This window comes from Streptomyces sp. WMMC940 (assembly GCF_027460265.1).
GTDB lineage: Bacteria > Actinomycetota > Actinomycetes > Streptomycetales > Streptomycetaceae > Streptomyces.
This window is the reverse complement of sequence record NZ_JAPZBC010000001.1, coordinates 2950279-2972932: the sequence shown is the minus strand read 5'-3', so window position 1 is coordinate 2972932 and position 22654 is coordinate 2950279. Positions and strand designations below refer to the sequence as shown.

The following is a 22654-nucleotide window of genomic DNA, read 5'->3' as shown; positions in this document are numbered from 1 at the left end:
GACGGTAGCAGCAGGGGGGCGGTGGGGCGGGAAGCCGTGCCTCCCCCGCGGTGGCCGTAGGCTGTTTGCGTGCTCTTGCTCGCCCTTGATACCGCCACGCCCGCCGTCACCGTCGCCCTCCACGACGGCGACTCCGTCGTCGCCGAGTCCACCCAGGTCGACGCCCGCCGGCACGGGGAGCTGCTGCTGCCCTCCGTCGACCGGGTCCTCGCCTCCGCCGGTCTGAAACTCGACGCGGTCACCGCTCTCGTCGTCGGCGTCGGGCCCGGCCCGTACACCGGACTGCGCGTGGGCCTGGTCACCGCGGCCACCTTCGGCTCGGCGCTCGGGGTGCCGGTCCACGGACTGTGCACGCTGGACGGGCTGGCGTACGCCTCCGGGCTGGACGAGCCGTTCGTGGTCGCCACGGACGCGCGGCGCAAGGAGGTCTACTGGGCGCGGTACGACGGCACCCGCACGAGGGCCGGCGAGCCCGCGGTCGACCGGCCCGCCGAGATCGCCGAGCAGGTCGCGGGGCTCCCCGCGGTCGGCGCCGGCGCCCTGCTGTACCCGGAGGTCTTCCCGCACGCCCGGGGCCCCGAGCACCAGTCGGCGGCCGCCCTCGCCGCACTGGCCGCCGGGAAGCTGGCCGCCGGCGAGGAACTCCTGCCGCCGCGGCCGCTGTACCTGCGCCGCCCGGACGCCCAGGTGCCCAAGAACTACAAGGTGGTCACGCCGAAGTGAGCGCCCCTGTCCTGCGCGGGATGCGCTGGTGGGACATCGCGCCGGTGCTGGACCTCGAGCACGAGCTGTTCCCGGAGGACGCCTGGTCCCCGGGAATGTTCTGGTCCGAGCTGGCGCACGCGCGCGGCCCGCAGGCGACGCGCCACTACGTGGTCGCCCAGGACCCGGCGGAGGGGCGGATCGTCGGCTACGCGGGCCTCGCCGCGGCCGGCGGGCTCGGTGACGTCCAGACCATCGCCGTCGCCCGCGACCAGTGGGGCACGGGCCTCGGCGCCCGGCTCCTCACCGACCTGCTGCAGCACGCGACCGCTTTCGAGTGCGACGAGGTCCTGCTCGAAGTACGGGTGGACAACACCCGGGCCCAGAAGCTGTACGAGCGCTTCGGCTTCGAGCCGATCGGCTTCCGCCGCGGCTACTACCAGCCCGGCAACGTCGACGCCCTCGTGATGCGGCTGCACGTACACGACGCACAAGGAACCCGAAACCATGGCTGACGAACCCCTCGTACTCGGCATCGAGACGTCCTGCGACGAGACCGGCGTCGGTATCGTCCGCGGGACGACGCTCCTCGCCGACGCCATCGCCTCGAGCGTCGACGAGCACGCGCGCTTCGGCGGGGTCGTGCCCGAGGTCGCCTCCCGCGCCCATCTGGAGGCGATGGTCCCGACCGTCGAACGCGCCCTGAAGGAGGCCGGGGTCTCGGCCGGGGACCTCGACGGCATCGCGGTCACGGCCGGCCCGGGCCTCGCCGGCGCGCTGCTCGTGGGCGTCTCCGCCGCCAAGGCGTACGCGTACGCCCTGGGCAAGCCGCTGTACGGCGTGAACCACCTCGCCTCGCACATCTGCGTCGACCAGCTGGAGCACGGCCCGCTGCCCGAGCCGACGATGGCCCTGCTGGTCTCCGGCGGTCACTCCTCGCTGCTGCTGGCACCCGACATCACCGCCGACGTGCGGCCCATGGGGGCGACGATCGACGACGCCGCGGGCGAGGCGTTCGACAAGATCGCCAGGGTGCTGAACCTCGGCTTCCCCGGCGGCCCGGTCATCGACCGGCTCGCCAAGGAGGGGGACCCTGGGGCGATCGCCTTCCCGCGCGGGCTGACCGGTCCCCGCGACCCCGCGTACGACTTCTCCTTCTCCGGGCTGAAGACGGCCGTGGCCCGCTGGATCGAGGCCAAGCGCAACGCGGGCGAGGACGTTCCCGTGCGGGACGTCGCCGCCTCCTTCCAGGAGGCCGTGGTCGACGTGCTGACCCGGAAGGCCGTACGCGCCTGCAAGGACGAGGGCGTCGACCATCTGATGATCGGCGGCGGGGTCGCCGCGAACTCCCGGCTGCGCGCGATGGCCGAGGAGCGCTGCGAGCGCGCCGGGATCCGGCTGCGGGTGCCCCGGCCGAAGCTGTGCACGGACAACGGGGCCATGGTCGCCGCGCTCGGGGCGGAGATGGTCGCCAGGAACCGGCCCGCCTCGGACTGGGAGCTGTCCGCGGACTCCTCGCTGCCGGTGACCGATCCGCACGTGCCGGGCGAGCACCACCACGGTCGTGTGCACGACCACGACCATGTGCACGAGATCAGCAAGGACAACCTGTACTCATGACCGTCGTCACCCTGATGTGGGAGGCCAGGGCGGCCTCCGGGCGGGGCGGGGAGCTGCTGGAGTGGGCCCGCGCCCAGACCCTCGGCGAGGCCCCGCTGCGCCGGGAGACCTTCCGGGCGCCGGGTGAGCGGGTGCTGGTGCTGACCTGGTGGGAGACGGACGGTCCGGACGACGAGCTCCCCGAGCTGCCGGACCCGGACGCCGGGCTGGTCGGCCGGCCGGTGCACCGGTGGCGCTTCCAGTCGCTCGACTTCTCCGGAGCGGACCGCACCGGCGGCTGATCCCCCGTCGGGCCGGTCGCCCGGGCGGAGGGCGGTCGCGCCCCGGCGGGCACGGCGTCAACTCCCCTCCGTGTACGCCGGGTCGGGGCCGGAAGGCGCCGCCGTCCGGGCGATGGTCTCGTACGCGTGTTCCGACGCACGTCTCGGCGGCACCGGCCGGCCCCGCCACCGCACCGCCCAACGGCAACGCGCCGCCCGACCTCGGCGGTCCCCTCCGCCGCGGCGCCCGGGGCGGCGCACGGACGGCGTCGGGCGCGCGTGCCGCTGCGCCCGACGCCGCGTCAGGCGCCCGCCGGAGCGCCGATCAGCACGGTGGGCGCACCGGCCACGCGGGTCAGGAAGACCGTGGCCGCGTTCGGCCCGCTCGGCTTCACCTTGCGGCGCAGCTCCTCGGGTTCGACCGCCGATCCTCGCTTCTTGACGGTGAGCGTGCCGACTTCCCGTTCGCGCAGCAGGGCCCTGAGCTTCTTCAGGTTGAACGGGAGCTCGTCGGTGATCTCGTACGCGGTCGCGTACGGCGTCGGGCGCAGCTCGTCGGCCGTGATGTACGCGATCGTCCCGTCGAGCAGACCGCCGCCGAGCTCCTCGGCGACCTCAGCGACCAGATGGGCGCGGATCACGGCGCCGTCGGGCTCGTAGAGGTAGCGGCCGGTCCTGCGTACGCACGGGTCGGGCAGCCCGCGTCCGACGAGCTGGGCGCCCGACGGCAGCAGCGTGGCGCGCCGGGCGCCCGGGGCGGTGCCGAACCAGAGCACGGCCTCCTTCACGTCCCCGTGGTCGGAGATCCACTCGGCCTCGGCGTCCTCGGGGATGGCCTCGTGCGGGATGCCCGGAGCGATCTTGAGGGCCGCGAACCCGGCCGTGCGGGCCGCCCCGACGGCCCAGGACAGCGGTGGTGAGTACGCCTCCGGGTCGAAGATCCGGCCGCTGCCGCCCTTCGCCCCGCGCCCTCCTCCCGGCCGCCCGGCACGGCGGGCGGGGTCCACGAAGACGGCGTCGTGGGACGAGGTGTCGACCTCGGTGACATCGGCCCGGCGGACCTCGATCAGCGGGGCCAGGCCCAGCGCCTCGGCGTTGGCCCGGGCGACGTCGGCGGTGAACGGGTCGCGGTCCACGGCGAGTACGGAGATCCCGGCGCGGGCGAGCGCGATCGCGTCGCCGCCGATCCCGCAGCACAGGTCCGCGACGCTCCGTACACCGAGTTCCGCGAACCGGGCGGCTCGGTGGGCGGCGACGGACGCCCGGGTCGACTGCTCCACGCCGTTGGGCGTGAAGTACATCCGGTAGGCGTCCTCCGCGCCGAACTTGGCCACCGCGCGCTGCCTCAGCCGGGCCTGCGTCAGCGCGGCCGAGACCAGCTCGGCCGGGTGGTCGCGGCGCAGCCGGGTGGCGACGCCCAGCTCCTCTCCCGGGTCGTAGTCGCGCAGGGCGGCGAGCAGGGCCTGCCCTTCGTCGGTGAGCAGAGGGGCGAGCGGGGAGGGCGAGTCGGCGTCGTTCACCCGGCCATTGTCGGCCGGCCGGGGGACGGTGCGCGGCCGGGCGGCGCTGTCGGACCTTCGCGGGCGCGCGGCGCTGACAGGATGCGACGCCATGCAGCCAGTACGACAAAACGAAAAGAAGCCGGCAATTCGGCGCAGACGTATGTGGATGTGCGTGCTGCTCGTCATGGCCGTCGGCTCGGGCTGTGCCGCCGAGCCCGGACACGACGGCGGCGGGGCCGGCGCCACCGCGTCGGCCGCCGCTCCCGCGCACGGCCAGGAGCCGGGGTCGCCCGTGCGGGGGGAGCGGAAGGGCCGGGAGGGCGAGGACGCGCGCGAGGGCGCCGGATCGCGGAAGGAGGGCGGCGGGTCCCGGAAGGCGGAGGACCGGGCGGAGGGCCGGGGGGATGACGGGGAGGAGGGCCGGGAAGGCGCCCGGAAGGGCTCCGGCGAGGGGGGCGGGGGGCGGGGGAAGGGTGAGCGCGGCGAGGGCCGGGAGCGGGCGGGGGGGAAGGCGCCCGCCGGACCGGCCGAGGCACTCGCCGCGTACGCCAAGCGCATGAAGAAGATCCAGGCCGCCCGGGCTGCCGCCGCCAGGCGCTGGGGCCTCCGGCAGGTCCCGCTGCCCGCGCCCCCACCGCCCGACGAGAAGCCGAGGATCACCACGCGCAAGGGCTTCGAGGTCGACCGCCACAAGGGCCTGCCGCCGGTCTTCACCACCGTGCCCACCAAGCAGAAGGTCGTCTTCCTGACCATCGACGACGGCGCGGAGAAGGACCCGGAGCTGCTGCGGATGATGAGCGAGCTGCAGATCCCGTACAGCGCCTTCCTCAGCGACTACGTCGTCCGGGACGACTACGGCTACTTCGAGAAGATGCAGGACCGCGGTGTCTCCCTGCACAACCACACGCTCACGCACCCCTACCTGCCGGCGCTGCCGTACGCGAAGCAGAGGGCGGAGATCTGCGGGCAGCAGGCCAGGATCGAGAAGCGGTTCGGCGAGCGGCCGCGGCTCTTCCGCCCGCCGTACGGCAGCTACAACCGGGACACGCTGCGCGCGGCCGGGTCGTGCGGTGTGAAGGCCGTGCCGCTGTGGGCGGCGGAGGCGTTCCCCGACCACATGGAGTGGCGCGAGTGGGACCGGGATCTGCATCCCGGCGACATCATCCTCACGCACTTCCGCGGCAAGGCGGAGTGGAAGGGCGGCATGCCTGACATGATCCGCCACGTGATGAAGGTCGTGACCTCGAAGGGCTATGCCGTGGCGCGGCTGGAGGACTACGTCTGAGGATCGCGTCGGGGCACAGGCCGCCCGCGCGAGGGGACGCCCGCCGGACGGCCCGTCGGGAACCGGCCGAACACGCAGTGGATTGGCACTCCGCTTGACCGAGTGCTAATCCCGGTCATAGTCTCGGCTCTGGCACTCCCCACCGGAGAGTGCCAACACAGCGACGGGCAGGTCCGGCACCCGCGACGACGGATCCACCTGGTCGCCACCTCAGACAGTTGAACCCCGTGAGATCTCCGAAGGGGGAGGTCGGATCGTGACGACCACCAGCTCCAAGGTTGCCATCAAGCCGCTCGAGGACCGCATCGTGGTCCAGCCGCTCGACGCCGAGCAGACCACCGCCTCTGGCCTGGTCATTCCGGACACTGCCAAGGAGAAGCCCCAGGAGGGCGTCGTCCTGGCCGTCGGCCCGGGCCGCTTCGAGAACGGCGAGCGTCTTCCGCTCGACGTCAAGACCGGCGATGTCGTGCTCTACAGCAAGTACGGCGGCACCGAGGTGAAGTACAGCGGCGAGGAGTACCTCGTCCTCTCGGCCCGCGACGTGCTCGCGATCGTCGAGAAGTAGTTCACCGCAGATTTGCTCAGAGCCGCGCCCCTGGCCCCCGCTGATGATGAAGCCGGGCGGCGGGGGGCGCGGTTCGCTTTGAGAGGACTTGAGAAGCTCCATGGCGAAGATCCTGAAGTTCGACGAGGACGCCCGTCGCGCCCTTGAGCGCGGCGTCAACAAGCTCGCAGACACGGTCAAGGTGACGATCGGCCCCAAGGGCCGCAACGTCGTGATCGACAAGAAGTTCGGTGCCCCCACCATCACCAACGACGGTGTCACGATCGCCCGTGAGGTCGAGATCGAGGACCCGTACGAGAACCTCGGCGCCCAGCTGGTGAAGGAGGTGGCGACCAAGACCAACGACATCGCGGGTGACGGCACCACCACCGCCACCGTGCTCGCCCAGGCCCTGGTCCGCGAGGGCCTGCGCAACGTCGCCGCCGGCGCCTCCCCGGCCGCCCTGAAGAAGGGCATCGACGCCGCGGTCAAGGCCGTCTCCGACGAGCTGATCGCCACCGCGCGCCCGATCGAGGAGAAGTCCGACATCGCCGCCGTCGCCGCGCTGTCCGCCCAGGACCAGCAGGTCGGCGAGCTCATCGCCGAGGCGATGGACAAGGTCGGCAAGGACGGTGTCATCACCGTCGAGGAGTCCAACACCTTCGGTCTGGAGCTGGACTTCACCGAGGGCATGGCCTTCGACAAGGGCTACCTGTCGCCGTACATGGTGACCGACCAGGAGCGTATGGAGGCCGTCCTCGACGACCCGTACATCCTGATCAACCAGGGCAAGATCTCCTCCATCCAGGACCTGCTCCCGCTGCTGGAGAAGGTCATCCAGGCCGGGGCCTCCAAGCCGCTGCTGATCATCGCCGAGGACGTCGAGGGCGAGGCCCTGTCCACCCTCGTCGTCAACAAGATCCGCGGCACCTTCAACGCGGTCGCGGTCAAGGCCCCCGGCTTCGGCGACCGCCGCAAGGCGATGCTGCAGGACATGGCCACCCTCACCGGTGCCACCGTCATCTCCGAGGAGGTCGGCCTCAAGCTCGACCAGGCCGGTCTGGACGTGCTGGGCACCGCCCGTCGTGTCACCGTCACCAAGGACGACACCACGATCGTCGACGGTGGCGGCAAGAGCGAGGACGTGGCCGGCCGCGTCGCGCAGATCAAGGCCGAGATCGAGGCCACGGACTCCGACTGGGACCGCGAGAAGCTCCAGGAGCGCCTCGCGAAGCTGGCCGGCGGCGTGTGCGTGATCAAGGTCGGCGCCGCCACCGAGGTGGAGCTGAAGGAGAAGAAGCACCGTCTGGAGGACGCCATCTCCGCGACCCGCGCCGCGGTCGAGGAGGGCATCGTCTCCGGTGGTGGCTCCGCCCTGGTCCACGCCGTCAAGGTGCTGGACGGCAGCCTCGGCAAGGACGGCGACGAGGCCACCGGTGTCGCGGTCGTGCGCCGTGCCGCGGTCGAGCCGCTGCGCTGGATCGCCGAGAACGCCGGCCTCGAGGGCTACGTCATCACCGCGAAGGTGGCGGAGCTGGAGAAGGGCAACGGCTTCAACGCCGCCACCGGCGAGTACGGCGACCTGGTGAAGGCCGGCGTCATCGACCCGGTCAAGGTCACCCGCTCGGCCCTCGAGAACGCCGCCTCGATCGCCTCCCTGCTCCTCACCACCGAGACCCTCGTGGTGGAGAAGAAGGAGGAGGAGCCGGCGGACGCGGGCCACGGGCACGGCCACGCCCACTGACCCGCGGCGGTCTCCCGTCCGTCCAGGACGTACGAAGGTCCCCGCTCCCGGGAGGGAGCGGGGACCTTCCCCGTGCGGGGCCGGATGCCCTCGGTCGGGCCGGGGCGCCGCCCGGTGGTCACATCTCCAGTGCCCCGAGCTGCCCCATCAGCCCGAGCCGGTCGTACTGCCACCAGCCCTCGCGGATCAGGCCTTCGTGGAGCCGGTGGACGGTCGTGCCGGTCATCGAGACCTGCCTGCCGGTGGGCGCGAGGCCGAGGAACTCGCCCGTGTGCGTGCCCGCCCACGTCCAGCGGGTGCAGACCCGGTCGCCCTCGGCGACCTGGTCCTCGACGGTGAAGGTGAAGTCGAAGGCGTCGCGCCACATCGCGACCTCGCGGCGGAAGGCCTCGACCCCGATCACGTCCGGCGAGTTGGCCGGGTCGTGATCGTGGTAGTCCCGGGTGAGCAGTCCGTCGAGGAGGCCAAGGTCACCGGGCAGGGCCTCGGTGAAGAACCGGGCGCACAGGTCCTTGTGCAGCTGCTCGTCGCGGATGACCTCCAGGTCGGTGAAGGTCGGCATGCCGTCGCACAGCGCCACCATCTCCTGGAAGATCCGGTCGGTCTCCGGGAGGTTCGAGTTCCGCATCGCGTCCTCGTACGAGGGGAACTCGACGATCTCCACCACGTGGGTCCCGTCGGAGCGGTCCTGGGCGAGGAGGCTGTGGGTGGCGGTGCGCCTGCCCCTGGTCTGTTCGACCCAGGTGTCCAGGAGCCGGTTGAGCTCGTCGACGCGTTCCGTCTTGCAGTCGATCATCTGTACGAATGTCATGGCGTCTCCCGGGCGGATCGGGCGCTGCGTCGGATTCCTCCAGTCTAGTGAAATGCATGCGTTCTGCCTTGATTTGTCGTACCGGGAGAGGTTCGGGCGGGACGGGCGGCCCTCCCGGACGGAACACCTACGCCGAGCGGTTCAGCGCCGCGGGGACGACCGGCTCGCTGAAGGGCAGGCCCAGCGCGTACCGCTCCACCTCGTCCAGCGCCAGATCGGCCATGCGGTACAGCTCCCGGCCGAGGGAACCCGCGACGTGCGGCGTCAGCAGGACGTTCGGGAGGTCGTAGAGCGGCGAGTCGGCGGGGGGCACCTCGGGCGCGGTGACGTCCAACACGGCGCTGAGGCGGCCGGACAGCAGCTCCGGGAGCAGCGCGTCCGTGTCGACCAGCGAGCCCCGCGCGGTGTTGACCAGGGTCGCGCCGTCGGGCATCAGGGACAGCCTGCGGGCGTCGATCATATGGCGGGTGGCCGGGACCTCGGGTGCGTGGACGGTGACGACGTCGCTGCGCAGGCAGAGGTCGTCCAGCGACACCGCCTCCGCCCCCAGGCCGGCGGCCTCGCCGACGTCCGTGTACGGGTCGTACAGCAGCACCCGGAGATCGAAGGGGCGCAGCAGCTCGATCACCCGCCGCCCGATCCGGGACGCACCGACGACCCCGACCGTACGGCCGTGGTTGCCGGCGCCGTCCAGTTCCGGGTGCCAGTCGTGCGCGGCACGCAGTTCGCGGTAGCGGTGAGCGCTGTGCAGCACACGCTTGTTGGCGAAGAGGATCGCGGCCAGCGTGTACTCGGCCACGGGCAGCGCGTTGGCCGCGGCGGCCGACGCGACGAGGATGCCGCGGTCCCAGCACGCCCGGGTGATGTGGTGCTTCACCGAACCCGCCGCGTGGACGACGGCACGCAGCCGCGGCGCGGCGTCCAGGACGCGCTCGTCGAGCGGCGTCACGCCCCAGCAGGTGAGCAGCAGCTCCGCATCGGCGAGCGCGGTGGCCACCGCGGGCGGGGGGTCGGCGAGGTCATGGGCCACGAGGTACGGGTCGGTCCGGGTCAGGGCGGCGAGACGGGCCCGGTGGGCGTCGGTGAACAGGCGTTCCGCGACACCGGCCCCCATGGCGAGCAGCAGGGACGGCCCGCCGCTGCCGTCGGCACCGGCGTTGTCAGTGGCGTGGTGCATGGTGGAAGTCCGACTCCTCTGTGGTCGGTTGAGGTCAACCGCGGGTCGCCGGGCGGGACACCTACGGGGTCACGTGACGCTCCCCGCCGTCAGGCGAGCCTTCCGGTGCGGCTGCAGGGGGGCGAAGGCGCCCCGGGGGGTCGGCGCGGGCATCAGCCCTCGACCTTCAGGTCGTGCTTCCTCGGCTCCGCGACCGTCGCGTCGTGCCCGGCCTCGACCCGTAGGCGATCGCGGCGTCCCGTTCCCGAACGGGCCGAACCGGCCCGTGTCACTGCCACGCCGCATGCCGTGAGGACCCCGAGGGCGGTGCCCGCGCCGGCCATGACTCGGGTGGATCTGCTCCGACTGCGGCTCACGGCTGGGCTCCTGAGGCTGCGGCACGGGTGCGGGCGTCGGCCGAGATACTTCAGCCGGGTGTGGGCGAAGTCAAGAGCGGTCCCGGCCGGGCCGTTTCCGCACCCCGTGCCCGGTGGTGCGTGCGCACTCCCCGGCGCTCGCACACGGCCGCGCCGAGGAACGGGGCCGATCGCGTCGCGGAGGGCAGCCCGAGGGCACCCCGTCCGGCAGACGGGCTGGGCGGCCGGCCCGGACGGACCGACCGCGCAACTCCAGCCCGCACACGGCCACACGGTCCGGACGGCCTCCGCGTCCGGCCCCACCTCCAGGGGCCGCTCCGCTCAGCCGCACCGCCACCCCTGCGCGGCACGACCGGCCCGGGACCGGACACGCTCTTCGTCGCACCCGTCACGCTCACCGCCGAACCCGATCCCGCACCCGTCACGGCCCTCACCGGGGTCGGGACCAGCGGCCGCACCCTCATGGTGCCCCGGCAGGGCGGGACTACCGCGGCCCGTACTTGCGGCCCGCCCTGGAGCTGACCCCGCCCAGTAGACCCCGCGGAGCCAGCTTCACCACGCCCATCAGCGCCTTGTAGCGCGGATCGGGCACCGACAGCGTCTTGCCGCGCGACAGATCGGCGAGCGCCGACGACACCAGCTTGTCGGCGTCCAGCCACATCCAGCCCGGGATGTTGTCCGTGCCCATCCCCGCCCGTTCGTGGAACTCGGTGCGTACGAACCCCGGGCAGAGCGCCATCAGCCGAACCCCCGTGCCCGCCAGGTCCCGGGCCGCGCCCTGGGTGAACTGCACGACCCACGCCTTCGACGCCCCGTACGTGCCGCGCGGTACGAACGCGGCGACCGAGGCCACGTTCACCACTCCACCCCGGCCCCGGTCGCGCATGGGCGCGGCGGCCGCGGCCGTCAGCCGCATCACGGCCTCGCAGTGCACCTTGAGCATCCGCAGCTCGTCGGCCATGGAGACCTCGAGGAAGCGCCCCTTGTTGCCGAACCCGGCGTTGTTGACCAGCAGGTCCACCGGTCGCCTGCGTTCGCCGAGCCGCTGCTCCACGGAGGAGATGCCGTCGTCCTCGGCCAGGTCGGCGGTCAGCACCTCCGCCTCGATGCCGTGCCGGTCGTGGAGTTCGGTGGCCTGCTCCTGGAGGCGCTTGGTGTCCCGGGCGACCAGGACCAGATCGTGCCCGTCCGCCGCGAGCCGCCGCGCGAACGCGGCCCCGATGCCCGCGGTCGAGCCCGTGATGAGTGCTGTCGTCATAGGCGGCACGTTAGTGCGCCGCGTCCACGGGCGCCGTGCGAGCCCGGCCGCGGAGCCCGGACCGTCAGCCCTCCCGGCGGGTACGGGCGGCGGGGTGTCACCCGGCCGGGCGGGGTGCGGGTAACGGGCCGTGAGTCGTTCCCGCGGAATGCGGGTAACGGGCCGTCAGCCCTCCGGGCGGGGTGCGGGCGGCGGGGTGTCACCCGGCCGGGCGGGGTGCGGGTAACGGGCCGTGAGTCGTTCCCGCGGAATGCGGGTAACGGGCCGTCACCCGGTCCGTCGGGAAGGCCGTCCGGCGGTTGCGGAGCACACCCGGCCGCTTCGGAGCCCGGCCGCCCGGCACCGTTCCCGCCCGCCCCCTCCCCGCCCCCTCCCGTCCGTGGCCGTCCTGACCGTCCTGACCGTCCGATCCGTCCGGTTCGCGGCCGCGCCCGCCGCCGTCCTGACCGGCATGTGCCCGTCGCTCCCCGGCCGCCGACTTCCTTCCGTGGGCGGGGGCGCGCCGGAGCCCCGTCAGCCGCCGTGCTTCTCCGTGTACCCCCGGGCGACCTCCAGCAGCGAACCCTCCATCCACGGCGCCGCGACGAGCGTGCGCGGCAGCAACTCCCGTTCCAGCGTGGCCGCCCTGAACAGCAGCGCGACGGTGACGTCGTGGTCCGGCCGGTGCACGACCTGCACCGGATCGCCCGCCCGGAGCGTCCCCGGTTCGATCACCCGCAGCAGCGCACCGGGCTGCCCCGCCCGGGTGAACCGCCTGACCCAGCCCTTCTCCCCGAGGTGCCCCTGGAAGGTGCTGCAGGGCACCCGGCCGCCCGTGACCTCGAGGACCACCCCCGAACCGATACGCCAGCGCTCCCCGATCAGTGCTCCGTTCACGTCGAGACCGGTGGTCGTCAGGTTCTCCCCGAACGAGCCGTCCGCCAGCGGCCGGCCCAGCTCCCGCTCCCAGTGGTCGAGGTCCTCGCGGGCGAAGGCGGTGACGGCCCGGTCGTCGCCCCCGTGGAAGCGGGCGTCGCCGATCTCGTCCCCCTCCACCCCGCTCGCGCCGGCACCCCCCGGCCCGGGGGCGAAGACCCGCACCGGGCCCGCGACGGGCCGCTTGTCCACACCGCTGAGGCCGGAGGCCGCGGAGGTGTGCTCGACGGCCCTGAGCCGCCCCACGTTCACCGAGAGAAGTTCCATGCCCCGACGCTAGACCGACCCACCCAAAGCCTCCATCGAATATTTCACCGGGGACCCAAGTGTCCCTTATGATCGAGGGGTGATCGAAGCCCGCCACCTCCGCGTCCTGCGTGCCGTGGCCGCCACCGGCTCCTTCTCCGCGGCGGCCCGTGAGCTGGGCTGCACCCAGCCCGCGGTCAGCCAGCAGATGAAGGCCCTCGAGGCGACCGCGGGGACCCCGCTGCTGGTCCGCACCGGCCGGGAGATGCGCCTCACCCAGGCCGGGGAGGCGCTGGTGCGCCACGCGGCGGGGATCCTGGCCGGGCTCACCGCGGCGGAGGAGGAGGTCGCCGCGATCGCCGGGCTGCGCGCCGGCCGGGTCCGGCTGGTGTCGTTCTCCAGCGGCAGTTCCACACTGGTGCCCACCGCCCTCGCCGCCCTGCGCGCCGCGCATCCGGGCACGCGCGTCTCCCTGGTCGAGGCGGAGCCGCCCCGTTCCGAGGAGATGCTGCGCGAGGGGGACTGCGACGTGGCGCTGGCGTTCCGGTACGGCGCCGGGGGCACGGAGTGGGCGGACCTCGTCGTACGGCCGCTGCTGAGCGACCGGCTGGTGGGGCTGGTGCCCGAGGGGCACCGTCTCGCCGACGCGGGATCCGTCTCCATCGCGGACCTCGCGGACGAGCCGTGGATCGCCGGGTGCCCCCGCTGCCGCCGCCAGCTCGTGGCGGTCTGCGAGGAGTCGGGGTTCACCCCCAGGATCGACTTCGCCACGGACGACTACCCGGCCGTGGTCGGGCTCGTCGGCGCCGGTCTCGGCGTCGCGGTGCTGCCGGAGCTCGCGCTGGAGTCCGTGCTCCCCAAAGGGGCTCGCACGGTGGCGGTGGAGCCCTCCGTCCACCGCGAGATCGTCGCCCTGACCCTGCCCGATCTGGCTCAGGTGCCCACGGTCGCGGCCACGCTCGACCGGCTGGCCCTGGCCGCCGCCCGCTGACGCGACGAAACGCCACCTCCGGTGCGCGCCGTCCGGATGCGGGAGGTCCCGGACGCGGCCCGGGCGTTGCAGGAACGTTTCTTCTCAAGTCGTCGACGGCTGTGATCAGCCGTGCGGCGCGCTCCCCGCGCCCCCCGCCGGGATCAGCCGGTGCCGAGCCCGCCCCATGAGCTCCTCGCGTTCGTCCTCCGTCAGTCCGCCCCACACCCCGTAGGGCTCCCGGACCGCGAGTGCGTGCGCCGCGCACTCCGCGCGTACCGGGCACCTCATGCAGACCTCTTTCGCCGAGTTCTCGCGCGCACTCCTTGCCGCGCCGCGTTCCCCCTCGGGATGGAAGAAGAGCGAGCTGTCGACCCCACGGCACGCTGCGAGCAGCTGCCAGTCCCACAGATCGGCGTTCGGTCCGGGAAGGCGGGAGAAATCTGCCATAGCGCATGTCCCCTTGTAGCCGTGCTGAGTGGTTCTGAAGCTCCGACCGTACATCTACGGTGTAAGTAGATGTAAATATGACTCATTGCGAATCTAGTCGCAGACACCAGCAAATGGGAAGAAATGCAGCTAAATGGGGCATGGGGGCTCATCTGACATGCAGTTGAGCTGTGTCGCTCTCCTCCGTTCGCGGGTCCTCACGTAGAGTGCCGAAGGTCCCCGGCCCACCCGTAACTCTTTCGAGTGACCGTCGTTGAGAGGGCGGAGGCGGTTGAGAGAACAAGCGCTCGGGCAGAAGTCCGGGGGCGTCAACCGCACAGGTGACGATACGTAACCAGCCTGGAGGCTCAAGGTGACGCGCATCAGCTGCGGAGGGCGGCCATGACATCCGTCCTCGTCTGCGACGACTCCCCGCTCGCCCGAGAGGCGCTCCGCCGCGCGGTGGCAACCGTGCCCGGCGTCGAGCGCGTGACGACCGCGGCCAACGGCGAGGAAGTCCTCCGCCGCTGGGGGGCCGACCGCTCGGATCTGATTCTGATGGACGTACGCATGCCCGGACTGGGCGGCGTCGAGACGGTCCGCCGGCTTCTCTCCGCCGACCCCGGAGCCCGGATCATCATGCTCACCGTCGCCGAGGACCTGGACGGCGTCGCGCTCGCCGTCGCCGCCGGCGCCCGTGGGTACCTGCACAAGGACGCCTCGCGCGCCGAACTGCGGGCCACGGTCACCCAGGCCCTCGCCGACCCGACCTGGCGACTCGCCCCGCGCCGACTGCGTTCGGCCGAGATGGGCGCCGCGCCGACCCTCACCGCCCGGGAGATCCAGGTGCTCGAGGGCATGAGCCACGGCCGGTCCAACGCCGAGATCGGGCGTGAGCTGTTCCTCTCCGAGGACACGGTGAAGACGCACGCCAGGCGGCTGTTCAAGAAGCTGGGCGCCTCGGACCGGGCGCACGCCGTCGCGCTCGGATTCCGCTGGGGCCTGGTCCGCTGAGCGGTGCCGGGCGAAGCCGGGACCGGTCCCGGCGGGCGAACCGGAGGGGCGCGCGGCCGTCGTGCACGCGACGCGCGCCCGGGGCCCTGTCGCACGGGCCACACAGGCATCGTAAGTCCCGCCCGTCGTACGGTGGGCGGGGCGGCGGACGACGGAGGGCGCACGTTTCCCGCGCGATGCCGCATCCTTGAGTTGTGGAGTTCCTCGGGGACGAGTCGGTCGAGCGCAAGGGGAGGGCGCAGGAGATGAGTTCCGGCGCACCTGCTCATAACGCTTCGGTGCACAACTACGGACGCGGTGCCACGGAGCAGCGGCAGCCAAGGCACCATGGACCGATGCGCGACGACGAGGCGGCGGCTGCCCAGGGGGCCATCGGTGCCCTCGTCCAGCGTGCCGTCGACGGCGACGACCAGGCCACACACGATCTGCTGGCCCGGGTCCACCCGCTCGCGCTGCGGTACTGCCGCACCCGGCTGAGCCGGCTGCCCGGTGACGCCCGTCACTTCGTCGAGGACCTCGCGCAGGAAGTCTGCGTCGCGGTCCTCATGGCGCTGCCGCGCTACAAGGACACCGGCCGTCCCTTCGAGGCCTTCGTCTTCGCGATCGCGGCACACAAGGTCGCCGATCTGCAGCGGGCCGCCATGCGGCACCCCGGGTCCACCGCGGTGCCGTCCGACGAGATGCCGGAGCGCCCCGACGACTCCCTGGGTCCCGAGGAGCGCGCGCTGCTCAGCGATGACGCGGAGTGGGCCAAGCGGCTTCTCGCCAGTCTCCCGGAGAACCAGCGCGAGCTGCTGGTGCTGCGGGTCGCGGTCGGGCTCACCGCGGAGGAGACCGGACAGATGCTCGGCATGTCGCCGGGCGCGGTCCGCGTCGCACAGCACCGGGCCCTCAGCAGACTGCGGGCGCTCGCGGAGCAGTAGCGTGGAGGGCGGCGGCTGAACCGCACGCGCGCCACGTCCGTACGTACGAACGTACAAAGCTGCTCGGTGATCTTGATCGTGGAATGAGACACCTTCGGATCCCGTTAGCATGGACATCCGCACCGATCAAGGCCATTTGGGGAAGGTGTCATGACTGCATACGTCGACGGAGTGCCCGAGAAATTCGCGACACTCGGGCTGACCTACGACGACGTGCTGCTCCTGCCCGGCGCGTCCGACATGGCGCCCGACCAGATCGACGCCTCCTCGCTCGTCTCGAAGAACGTCCGGGTGAACATCCCGCTGCTGTCCGCAGCCATGGACAAGGTCACCGAGTCCCGGATGGCCATCGCCATGGCCCGCCAGGGCGGCGTCGGCGTGCTGCACCGCAACCTCTCCATCGCCGACCAGGCCAACCAGGTCGACCTGGTGAAGCGCTCCGAGTCCGGCATGGTCACCGACCCGATCACGGTGCACCCGGACGCGACGCTCGCCGAGGCGGACGCGATCTGCGCCAAGTTCCGCATCAGTGGCGTTCCCGTCACCGACGCGGCCGGCAAGCTGCTGGGCATCGTCACCAACCGCGACATGGCCTTCGAGACGGACCGCTCCCAGCAGGTGCGCGACGTCATGACCCCGATGCCGCTGGTGACCGGCAAGGTCGGAATCTCCGGCGTCGACGCCATGGAACTGCTGCGCCGCCACAAGATCGAGAAGCTTCCGCTGGTCGACGACGCGGGCATCCTCAAGGGCCTCATCACCGTCAAGGACTTCGTCAAGGCCGAGAAGTACCCGAACGCCGCGAAGGACAAGGACGGCCGGCTCATCGTCGGCGCCGCCGTCGGTGTCGCCGGCGACGCCTTCGAACGCGCCCAGGCCCTCATCGAGGCCGGTGTCGACTTCATCGTCGTCGACACCGCCCACGGCCACTCCAAGCTGGTCGGCGACATGGTCGCCAAGATCAAGTCCAACGCCCCCGTCGACGTCATCGGCGGCAATGTCGCGACCCGCGACGGCGCCCAGGCGCTCATCGACGCCGGCGTGGACGGCATCAAGGTCGGCGTCGGCCCCGGGTCCATCTGCACGACCCGCGTCGTCGCCGGCATCGGCGTCCCGCAGGTCACCGCGATCTACGAGGCGTCGCTGGCAGCCAAGGAGGCGGGCGTCCCGGTCATCGGCGACGGCGGCCTCCAGTACAGCGGCGACATCGCCAAGGCCCTGGTCGCCGGTGCCGACACGGTGATGCTCGGCTCGCTGCTCGCCGGCTGCGAGGAGTCCCCGGGCGAGCTGCTCTTCATCAACGGCAAGCAGTTCAAGTCGTACCGCGGCATGGGCTCGCTCGGCGCGATGCAGTCCCGCGGTGACCAGCGCTCCTTCTCGAAGGACCGCTACTTCCAGGAGGGCGTCGCCTCCGACGAGAAGCTCGTCCCCGAGGGCATCGAGGGCCAGGTGCCCTATCGCGGCCCGCTCTCGGCGGTCGTCCACCAGCTCGTGGGCGGTCTGCGCCAGTCGATGTTCTACGTCGGCGGCCGCACGGTCCCGGAGCTGCAGGACCGGGGCCGGTTCGTCAGGATCACCTCGGCGGGTCTCAAGGAGAGCCACCCGCACGACATCCAGATGACGGTCGAGGCGCCGAACTACAGCAGGAAGTAGCGCGAACCGCCGCAGGTGACGGCGGCCGTGTTTCCGCAGGGGCGGTTCCGGGGATTCCCGGGACCGCCCCTGACGTGTGTGTCGGGGATACTGGTAGGCGCAGACGTAGAGGGAAAGGCCACACATCGTGACTGAGATCGAGATCGGGCGCGGCAAGCGCGGCCGCAGGGCGTACGCGTTCGACGACATCGCCGTCGTACCGAGCCGGCGCACCCGGGACCCGAAGGAGGTCTCGATCGCGTGGCAGATCGACGCCTACCGATTCGAGCTGCCGTTCCTGGCCGCCCCCATGGACTCCGTCGTCTCCCCGCAGACCGCGATCCGCATCGGTGAGCTGGGCGGACTGGGCGTGCTGAACCTCGAGGGCCTGTGGACCCGGTACGAGGACCCGCAGCCGCTGCTCGACGAGATCGCCGAGCTGCCCGCCGAGAGCGCGACCCGCCGTCTGCAGGAGATCTACGCCGCCCCGATCAAGGAGGAGCTGATCGGGCAGCGCCTGAAGGAGGTGCGTGACTCCGGCGTCGTCACGGCCGCCGCCCTGTCGCCCCAGCGCACCGCGCAGTTCTCCAAGACCGTCGTCGACGCGGGCGTGGACATCTTCGTCATCCGCGGCACGACCGTCTCGGCCGAGCACGTCTCGGGGGCGGCCGAGCCGCTGAACCTGAAGCAGTTCATCTACGAGCTCGACGTCCCGGTCATCGTCGGCGGCTGCGCCACGTACACGGCGGCGCTGCACCTGATGCGCACCGGCGCGGCGGGCGTCCTCGTCGGCTTCGGCGGTGGCGCGGCGCACACCACCCGCAATGTGCTGGGGATCCAGGTGCCCATGGCGACGGCCGTCGCGGACGTCGCCGCGGCCCGCCGCGACTACATGGACGAGTCCGGCGGCCGGTACGTCCACGTCATCGCCGACGGCGGTGTCGGCTGGTCAGGCGACCTCCCGAAGGCCATCGCCTGCGGCGCGGACGCCGTGATGATGGGCTCCCCGCTGGCCCGCGCGACGGACGCGCCCGGCCGGGGCCACCACTGGGGCATGGAGGCGGTCCACGAGGACGTGCCGCGCGGCAAGCTCGTCGACCTGGGCATCGTCGGTACGACGGAGGAGATCCTCACCGGTCCGTCGCACTCTCCCGACGGCTCGATGAACCTCTTCGGCGCCCTGCGGCGCGCCATGGCCACGACGGGCTACAGCGAGCTCAAGGAGTTCCAGCGCGTCGAGGTGACGGTCGCGGACTCCCAGCACAAGCGCTGACGGTCCGGGCCGTACGCACGGGAGGGGTCCGGCACCGCGTCGGTGCCGGACCCCTCCCGTTGTCGCGTGCCGGTCAGGCCGGACGGCGGCGGTGGGCGTTCACTCCGTCGCCTTCTTGGCCCCGGCGAAGGCCGCGAAGGCGGCCAGTGCGAAGAAGACGAAGGTCATGAAGTCCGTACTCGCGCTCCAGGCGTCCGTCATCAGCCCGAGGTTCTCGAGGAACATCTCGGACGCGGGGACCTTCAACTCCTTGCCGACGATGACCGCGATGGCGATGAGCTGGCCGAGGTAGACGGCGCCGAGCGAGAGCACGGCGCCGGCCACGGGCAGCACCGCGTTGCGGCCGCCGAGCTTGCCGGCCGCGAAGCCGACGAGGAAGCCGACGCCGATGGCGGCCCAGCCGATCTCCCGCTCGATCGCGCCGGCGACACCGCCGTAGACGCCGCCCGCGACGAGGGCCGCGACCAGGGCGGCGACCAGGCCGAGGCCGACGTTGCCGCGGGCGGGTGCGGGCGCCGGGACGTCCGCGCCGATGACGGGTGCGGGCGCCGGTGCGGTGCGGTCGGCGAACGGAGCTCCGGACGGCGCGGTGGACTGCTCGGACGGCGGAGTGGACTGGGACATGCTGGTGTTCCCCCCAAGGAAACGCTCAAGCGCACGGATGTGCGACACGTGGCGCTGGAGGCTAACACCCGGTTCCGACACCGCACACACGAATTCCGCCGGTGCCCCCGCGGGTCAGAGACGGTGCGCCGCGCCCGCCGGGGAGGCCCCTCTGGTGTCCAGGAAGATCTGTGCCTTGACGGCCAGTCCCTGCAGGTCGTACGTGCGGTGGTGCTGCAGCAGCACGGTGAGGTCGGCGGTGGCCGCGGCCTCGTACAGGGAGTCGGCGCGGGGTACGGGACGGTCGTTCACCCGCCAGTCGGTCACATAGGGGTCGTGGTAGCCGACCGAGGCGCCCAGTTCCATCAGCCGATGCGCGATCTCCGGGGCGGGGGAGCCCTGCCGGTCGGCGAGATCCGGCCTGTAGGTGATGCCGAGGAGGAGGATCCGGGCCGCGCGGGCCGACTTGCCGTGCTCGTTCAGCAGGGTCGCGCAACGCTGGACGACGTAACTCGGCATGCGTTCGTTGATCTGGCCCGCGAGCTCCACGAGCCGCAGCGAGCGGTGGGGGCCGACCGTGTCGACGGGGAGGCCGTGTCCGCCCACCCCGGGGCCGGGGCGGAACGCCTGGAACCCGAACGGCTTGGTCTCGGCGCAGCGGATGACGTCCCACAGGTCGACGCCGAGTTCGTGGCAGAGCACCGCCATCTCGTTGACCAGGGCGATGTTGACGTGCCGGAAGTTGGTTTCCAGGAGTTTGACGGCTTCGGCCTCGCGCAGTCCTCGGGCGCGGACCACCTTGTCGCTGACCCGGCTGTAGAAGGTCGCCGCCGACTCGGTGCAGGCGGGTGTCAGGCCGCCGATCACCTGGGGGGTGTTGGCCTGGCCGTGGGCGCGGTTGCCGGGGTCGAGCCGGCTGGGGGAGTACGCGAGATGGAAGTCGGCGCCCGCGCGCAGCCCCGAGCCCTCCTCGAGGATCGGCCGCAGATAGCCCTCCGTGGTGCCGGGTTCGACCGGGGACCCGAGGAGCACGGTGGTGTGCGGCCGCAGCCGTGCGGCCAGCGCCCGGGCGGCCGCGCCGACCGCCGTGAGATCGAGCCTGCGGTCCGGGCCGAGGGGGGTCGGCGCACAGATGACGGCGGTGCGCACCCGGCCCAGCTCGGTGGCGTCGGTGGTGGGCCGGAAGCCCCCCGAGAGCATCCGGCGGATCTCCGACGCGCTGAGGGAGCCGTCCACGGGCGGACGTCCCGCGGCGAGTTCGGCGGCGGGGCGGGGATCGGGGTCGTAGCCGATGGTCCCGATGCCCGCGGCCGCGGCGGCCTGGGCGAGGGGCAGTCCGAGGTGGCCGAGTCCGATGACGGCGAGATCTGCGGGCATGGCGTTGAGCCGTCCTTCCCAGTAGCCGAAGGGCACGTGACGCGCAAGTCCTGTGGACAGAACGAGCAGGGGCAATGTCAGACTAGGAGTAAATATGACCGATATGCGGTATTGCGCGCGTCAGGTCGCCCGAGTGTTGTCCACAGGCGGTGGCTGAAGTCCGGGAGTGCGGACAGAATCGAGTGTGTGGGCCTGACCAATGGGGGCGACGGGAGGCACCGTGAGGACAGCGACACTGGGACCGGCGCAGCGCGCCGAGACCCTGGCCGCGATGGCGGAGCGCGAGCTGGACGTACTGGTGGTCGGTGGCGGAGTGGTCGGCGCGGGGACCGCGCTGGACGCGGTGACGCGCGGGCTGTCCACCGGAATCGTCGAGGCGCGTGACTGGGCGTCGGGCACGTCGAGCAGATCGAGCAAGCTGATCCACGGCGGGCTGCGCTATCTGGAGATGCTGGACTTCGCGCTGGTGCGGGAAGCCCTCAAGGAGCGCGGACTGCTGCTGGAGCGGATCGCCCCGCACCTCGTGAAGCCCGTGCCCTTCCTCTATCCGCTGCAGCACAAGGGCTGGGAGCGCGTCTACGCCGGAGCGGGTGTCGCGCTCTACGACACGATGTCGGTCTCCTCGGGCCACGGCCGCGGTCTGCCCGTCCACCGCCATCTCAGTCGCAGGCACGCCCTCCAGGTGGCCCCGTGCCTGCGGAAGGACGCCCTGGTGGGTGCCCTGCAGTACTACGACGCCCAGATGGACGACGCCCGTTACGTGGCGACCCTGGTGCGCACGGCCGCCTCGTACGGGGCGCACGCCGCCAGCAGGGCGCCCGTCATCGGCTTCCTCCGCGAGGGGGAGCGCGTCGTCGGCGCCCGGGTGAAGGACATCGAGACGGGCGGGGAGTACGAGATCAGGGCGAAGCAGATAGTGAACGCCACGGGCGTCTGGACCGACGACACCCAGGCCATGATCGGCGAGCGCGGCCAGTTCCACGTCCGGGCCTCCAAGGGCATCCACCTCGTCGTGCCCAAGGATCGGATCCATTCGACCACCGGCCTCATCCTGCGCACCGAGAAGTCCGTCCTCTTCGTCATCCCCTGGGGGCGGCACTGGATCGTGGGCACCACGGACACCGAGTGGGACCTGGACAAGGCGCACCCGGCGGCTTCGAGCGCCGACATCGACTACCTCCTGGCGCACGTGAATTCGGTGCTCGCCGTGCCGCTCACCCGCGACGACGTCGAAGGCGTGTTCGCGGGTCTGCGCCCACTCCTCGCCGGGGAGTCGGACGCCACGAGCAAGCTCAGCCGCGAGCACACGGTGGCGCACCCGGTGCCCGGTCTGGTCGTCGTCGCCGGCGGCAAGTACACGACGTACCGGGTGATGGCGAAGGACGCGGTGGACGAGGCGGTGCACGGGCTGGACCGCCGGGTGGCGGAGTGCGTCACGGAGGACGTTCCGCTGCTGGGAGCCGAGGGCTACCGCGCCCTGTGGAACGCTCGGGCGAGGATCGCGGAGAGGACGGGCCTCCATGTCGCCCGCGTCGAGCACCTGCTGAACCGGTACGGGTCCACGACCGAGGAACTGCTGGAGCTCGTCACGGCCGATCCCGGGCTCGGCCGGCCGCTGTCCGGGGCGGACGACTACCTGCGGGCCGAAGTCGTCTACGCCGCCTCCCACGAGGGGGCACGGCACCTCGACGACGTGCTCACCCGGCGGACCCGCATCTCCATCGAGACCTTCGACCGGGGCACGCGCTGCGCTCGGGAGTGCGCCGAGCTGATGGCCCCGGTGCTCGGTTGGGACAAGGAGCAGATCGAGAAGGAGGTCGAGCACTACGAGAAGCGGGTGGAGGCCGAGCGGGAGTCGCAGTTGCAGCCGGACGACCTGACGGCCGACGCGGCGCGGCTGGGCGCGCCGGACATCGTCCCCATCTAGGATCCTGCGGAATCCCCTTCTCCGGAGCCTTCCTGACGCTCGGTGGACCCGGGAGCTTCACCCGTCCCGGAGTGAGAGAGAATGGG

22 protein-coding genes are annotated in these 22654 nt (G+C 72.1%); 13 read left to right on the top strand and 9 right to left on the bottom strand.

From position 1 onward, the window contains the following. Positions 1 to 69 precede the first annotated feature (69 nt). From tsaB to O7595_RS12930, 4 genes are read left to right on the top strand one after another with little or no spacing between them, the layout of a single operon-like run. Complete coding sequence (gene tsaB, locus O7595_RS12945) at positions 70 to 723, top strand: tRNA (adenosine(37)-N6)-threonylcarbamoyltransferase complex dimerization subunit type 1 TsaB (RefSeq protein WP_269728873.1); 654 nt, start codon at positions 70 to 72, stop codon at positions 721 to 723. After that, a complete protein-coding gene (gene rimI, locus O7595_RS12940; RefSeq protein ID WP_269728872.1) occupies positions 720 to 1217 on the top strand; it encodes a ribosomal protein S18-alanine N-acetyltransferase in 498 nt (165 codons plus the stop codon). Before tsaB ends, rimI begins: the two co-directional genes overlap by 4 nt. Then, entirely contained in the window at positions 1210 to 2322 is a 1113-nt protein-coding gene (gene tsaD / locus O7595_RS12935; protein ID WP_269728871.1) for a tRNA (adenosine(37)-N6)-threonylcarbamoyltransferase complex transferase subunit TsaD, read from the top strand. Before rimI ends, tsaD begins: the two co-directional genes overlap by 8 nt. Further along, on the top strand, positions 2319 to 2603 hold the full coding sequence (locus tag O7595_RS12930) for a hypothetical protein (protein WP_269728870.1): 285 nt from the start codon (positions 2319 to 2321) through the stop codon (positions 2601 to 2603). Before tsaD ends, O7595_RS12930 begins: the two co-directional genes overlap by 4 nt. 281 nt (positions 2604 to 2884) lie before the next feature. Here O7595_RS12930 and O7595_RS12925 read toward each other — a convergent pair whose 3' ends face one another. Continuing rightward, the gene (locus O7595_RS12925) at positions 2885 to 4195 is read right to left on the bottom strand and encodes a THUMP-like domain-containing protein (protein WP_269728869.1); all 1311 of its coding nucleotides are present in this window, start codon (positions 4193 to 4195) and stop codon (positions 2885 to 2887) included. Positions 4196 to 4250: 55 nt separating this feature from the next. On the opposite strand from O7595_RS12925, the gene O7595_RS12920 reads away from it, so the two are divergent. The 3 genes from O7595_RS12920 (at position 4251) to groL (ending at position 7657) form a co-directional block, all read left to right on the top strand. Then, the gene (locus tag O7595_RS12920; protein WP_269728868.1) at positions 4251 to 5369 is read left to right on the top strand and encodes a polysaccharide deacetylase family protein; all 1119 of its coding nucleotides are present in this window, start codon (positions 4251 to 4253) and stop codon (positions 5367 to 5369) included. 256 nt (positions 5370 to 5625) lie between these two features. Then, positions 5626 to 5934 carry a co-chaperone GroES gene (gene groES, locus O7595_RS12915; protein WP_017949608.1) on the top strand — a complete coding sequence of 103 codons (309 nt, stop codon included), beginning with the start codon at positions 5626 to 5628 and terminating at the stop codon, positions 5932 to 5934. A 100-nt stretch (positions 5935 to 6034) separates the two neighbouring features. Then, positions 6035 to 7657 carry a chaperonin GroEL gene (gene groL, locus O7595_RS12910; RefSeq protein ID WP_269728867.1) on the top strand — a complete coding sequence of 541 codons (1623 nt, stop codon included), beginning with the start codon at positions 6035 to 6037 and terminating at the stop codon, positions 7655 to 7657. A gap of 118 nt (positions 7658 to 7775) precedes the next feature. Here the strand turns inward: groL and O7595_RS12905 are convergent, their stop codons facing one another. The 5 genes from O7595_RS12905 to O7595_RS12885 all read right to left on the bottom strand — a co-directional run bounded on the left by O7595_RS12905 (position 7776) and on the right by O7595_RS12885 (position 12441). Further along, positions 7776 to 8468: an ester cyclase gene (locus tag O7595_RS12905; RefSeq protein ID WP_269728866.1), complete on the bottom strand. Its 693-nt coding sequence runs from the start codon at positions 8466 to 8468 to the stop codon at positions 7776 to 7778. Between the two features lie 127 nt (positions 8469 to 8595). Continuing rightward, positions 8596 to 9645 carry a hydroxyacid dehydrogenase gene (locus tag O7595_RS12900; RefSeq protein ID WP_269728865.1) on the bottom strand — a complete coding sequence of 350 codons (1050 nt, stop codon included), beginning with the start codon at positions 9643 to 9645 and terminating at the stop codon, positions 8596 to 8598. Between the two features lie 152 nt (positions 9646 to 9797). Beyond that, on the bottom strand, positions 9798 to 10001 hold the full coding sequence (locus O7595_RS12895; RefSeq protein ID WP_269728864.1) for a hypothetical protein: 204 nt from the start codon (positions 9999 to 10001) through the stop codon (positions 9798 to 9800). A 484-nt stretch (positions 10002 to 10485) separates the two neighbouring features. After that, the gene (locus tag O7595_RS12890) at positions 10486 to 11259 is read right to left on the bottom strand and encodes an SDR family NAD(P)-dependent oxidoreductase (RefSeq protein WP_269728863.1); all 774 of its coding nucleotides are present in this window, start codon (positions 11257 to 11259) and stop codon (positions 10486 to 10488) included. 513 nt (positions 11260 to 11772) lie between these two features. Beyond that, positions 11773 to 12441, bottom strand: a complete 669-nt coding sequence (locus O7595_RS12885; protein WP_269728862.1) for an MOSC domain-containing protein — start codon at positions 12439 to 12441, stop codon at positions 11773 to 11775. 79 nt (positions 12442 to 12520) lie between these two features. On the opposite strand from O7595_RS12885, the gene O7595_RS12880 reads away from it, so the two are divergent. Then, positions 12521 to 13411 (top strand): LysR family transcriptional regulator, encoded by an 891-nt coding sequence (locus O7595_RS12880; RefSeq protein WP_269728861.1) that lies wholly within the window; start codon positions 12521 to 12523, stop codon positions 13409 to 13411. Between the two features lie 105 nt (positions 13412 to 13516). Here O7595_RS12880 and O7595_RS12875 read toward each other — a convergent pair whose 3' ends face one another. Continuing rightward, the gene (locus O7595_RS12875; RefSeq protein ID WP_269728860.1) at positions 13517 to 13840 is read right to left on the bottom strand and encodes a WhiB family transcriptional regulator; all 324 of its coding nucleotides are present in this window, start codon (positions 13838 to 13840) and stop codon (positions 13517 to 13519) included. A gap of 381 nt (positions 13841 to 14221) precedes the next feature. Between O7595_RS12875 and O7595_RS12870 the strand changes: the two genes are divergently transcribed. The 4 genes from O7595_RS12870 (at position 14222) to O7595_RS12855 (ending at position 18661) form a co-directional block, all read left to right on the top strand. Beyond that, a complete protein-coding gene (locus O7595_RS12870) occupies positions 14222 to 14833 on the top strand; it encodes a response regulator transcription factor (RefSeq protein WP_003948568.1) in 612 nt (203 codons plus the stop codon). Positions 14834 to 15168: 335 nt separating this feature from the next. Further along, positions 15169 to 15756, top strand: coding sequence for a sigma-70 family RNA polymerase sigma factor (locus O7595_RS12865; RefSeq protein WP_269728859.1), 588 nt, complete (start codon positions 15169 to 15171; stop codon positions 15754 to 15756). 150 nt (positions 15757 to 15906) lie between these two features. Continuing rightward, positions 15907 to 17409, top strand: coding sequence for an IMP dehydrogenase (gene guaB, locus O7595_RS12860; protein WP_269728858.1), 1503 nt, complete (start codon positions 15907 to 15909; stop codon positions 17407 to 17409). Between the two features lie 127 nt (positions 17410 to 17536). Further along, on the top strand, positions 17537 to 18661 hold the full coding sequence (locus O7595_RS12855) for a GuaB3 family IMP dehydrogenase-related protein (protein ID WP_269728857.1): 1125 nt from the start codon (positions 17537 to 17539) through the stop codon (positions 18659 to 18661). A gap of 99 nt (positions 18662 to 18760) precedes the next feature. Here O7595_RS12855 and O7595_RS12850 read toward each other — a convergent pair whose 3' ends face one another. Beyond that, positions 18761 to 19285, bottom strand: a complete 525-nt coding sequence (locus O7595_RS12850; RefSeq protein WP_269728856.1) for a hypothetical protein — start codon at positions 19283 to 19285, stop codon at positions 18761 to 18763. 114 nt (positions 19286 to 19399) lie between these two features. Continuing rightward, positions 19400 to 20641: a nucleotide sugar dehydrogenase gene (locus tag O7595_RS12845; protein ID WP_269728855.1), complete on the bottom strand. Its 1242-nt coding sequence runs from the start codon at positions 20639 to 20641 to the stop codon at positions 19400 to 19402. Between the two features lie 220 nt (positions 20642 to 20861). Here O7595_RS12845 and O7595_RS12840 point away from each other — a divergent pair, with 220 nt between their 5' ends. Then, the gene (locus O7595_RS12840) at positions 20862 to 22568 is read left to right on the top strand and encodes a glycerol-3-phosphate dehydrogenase/oxidase (RefSeq protein ID WP_269728854.1); all 1707 of its coding nucleotides are present in this window, start codon (positions 20862 to 20864) and stop codon (positions 22566 to 22568) included. The last annotated feature ends 86 nt before the right edge of the window (positions 22569 to 22654 follow it).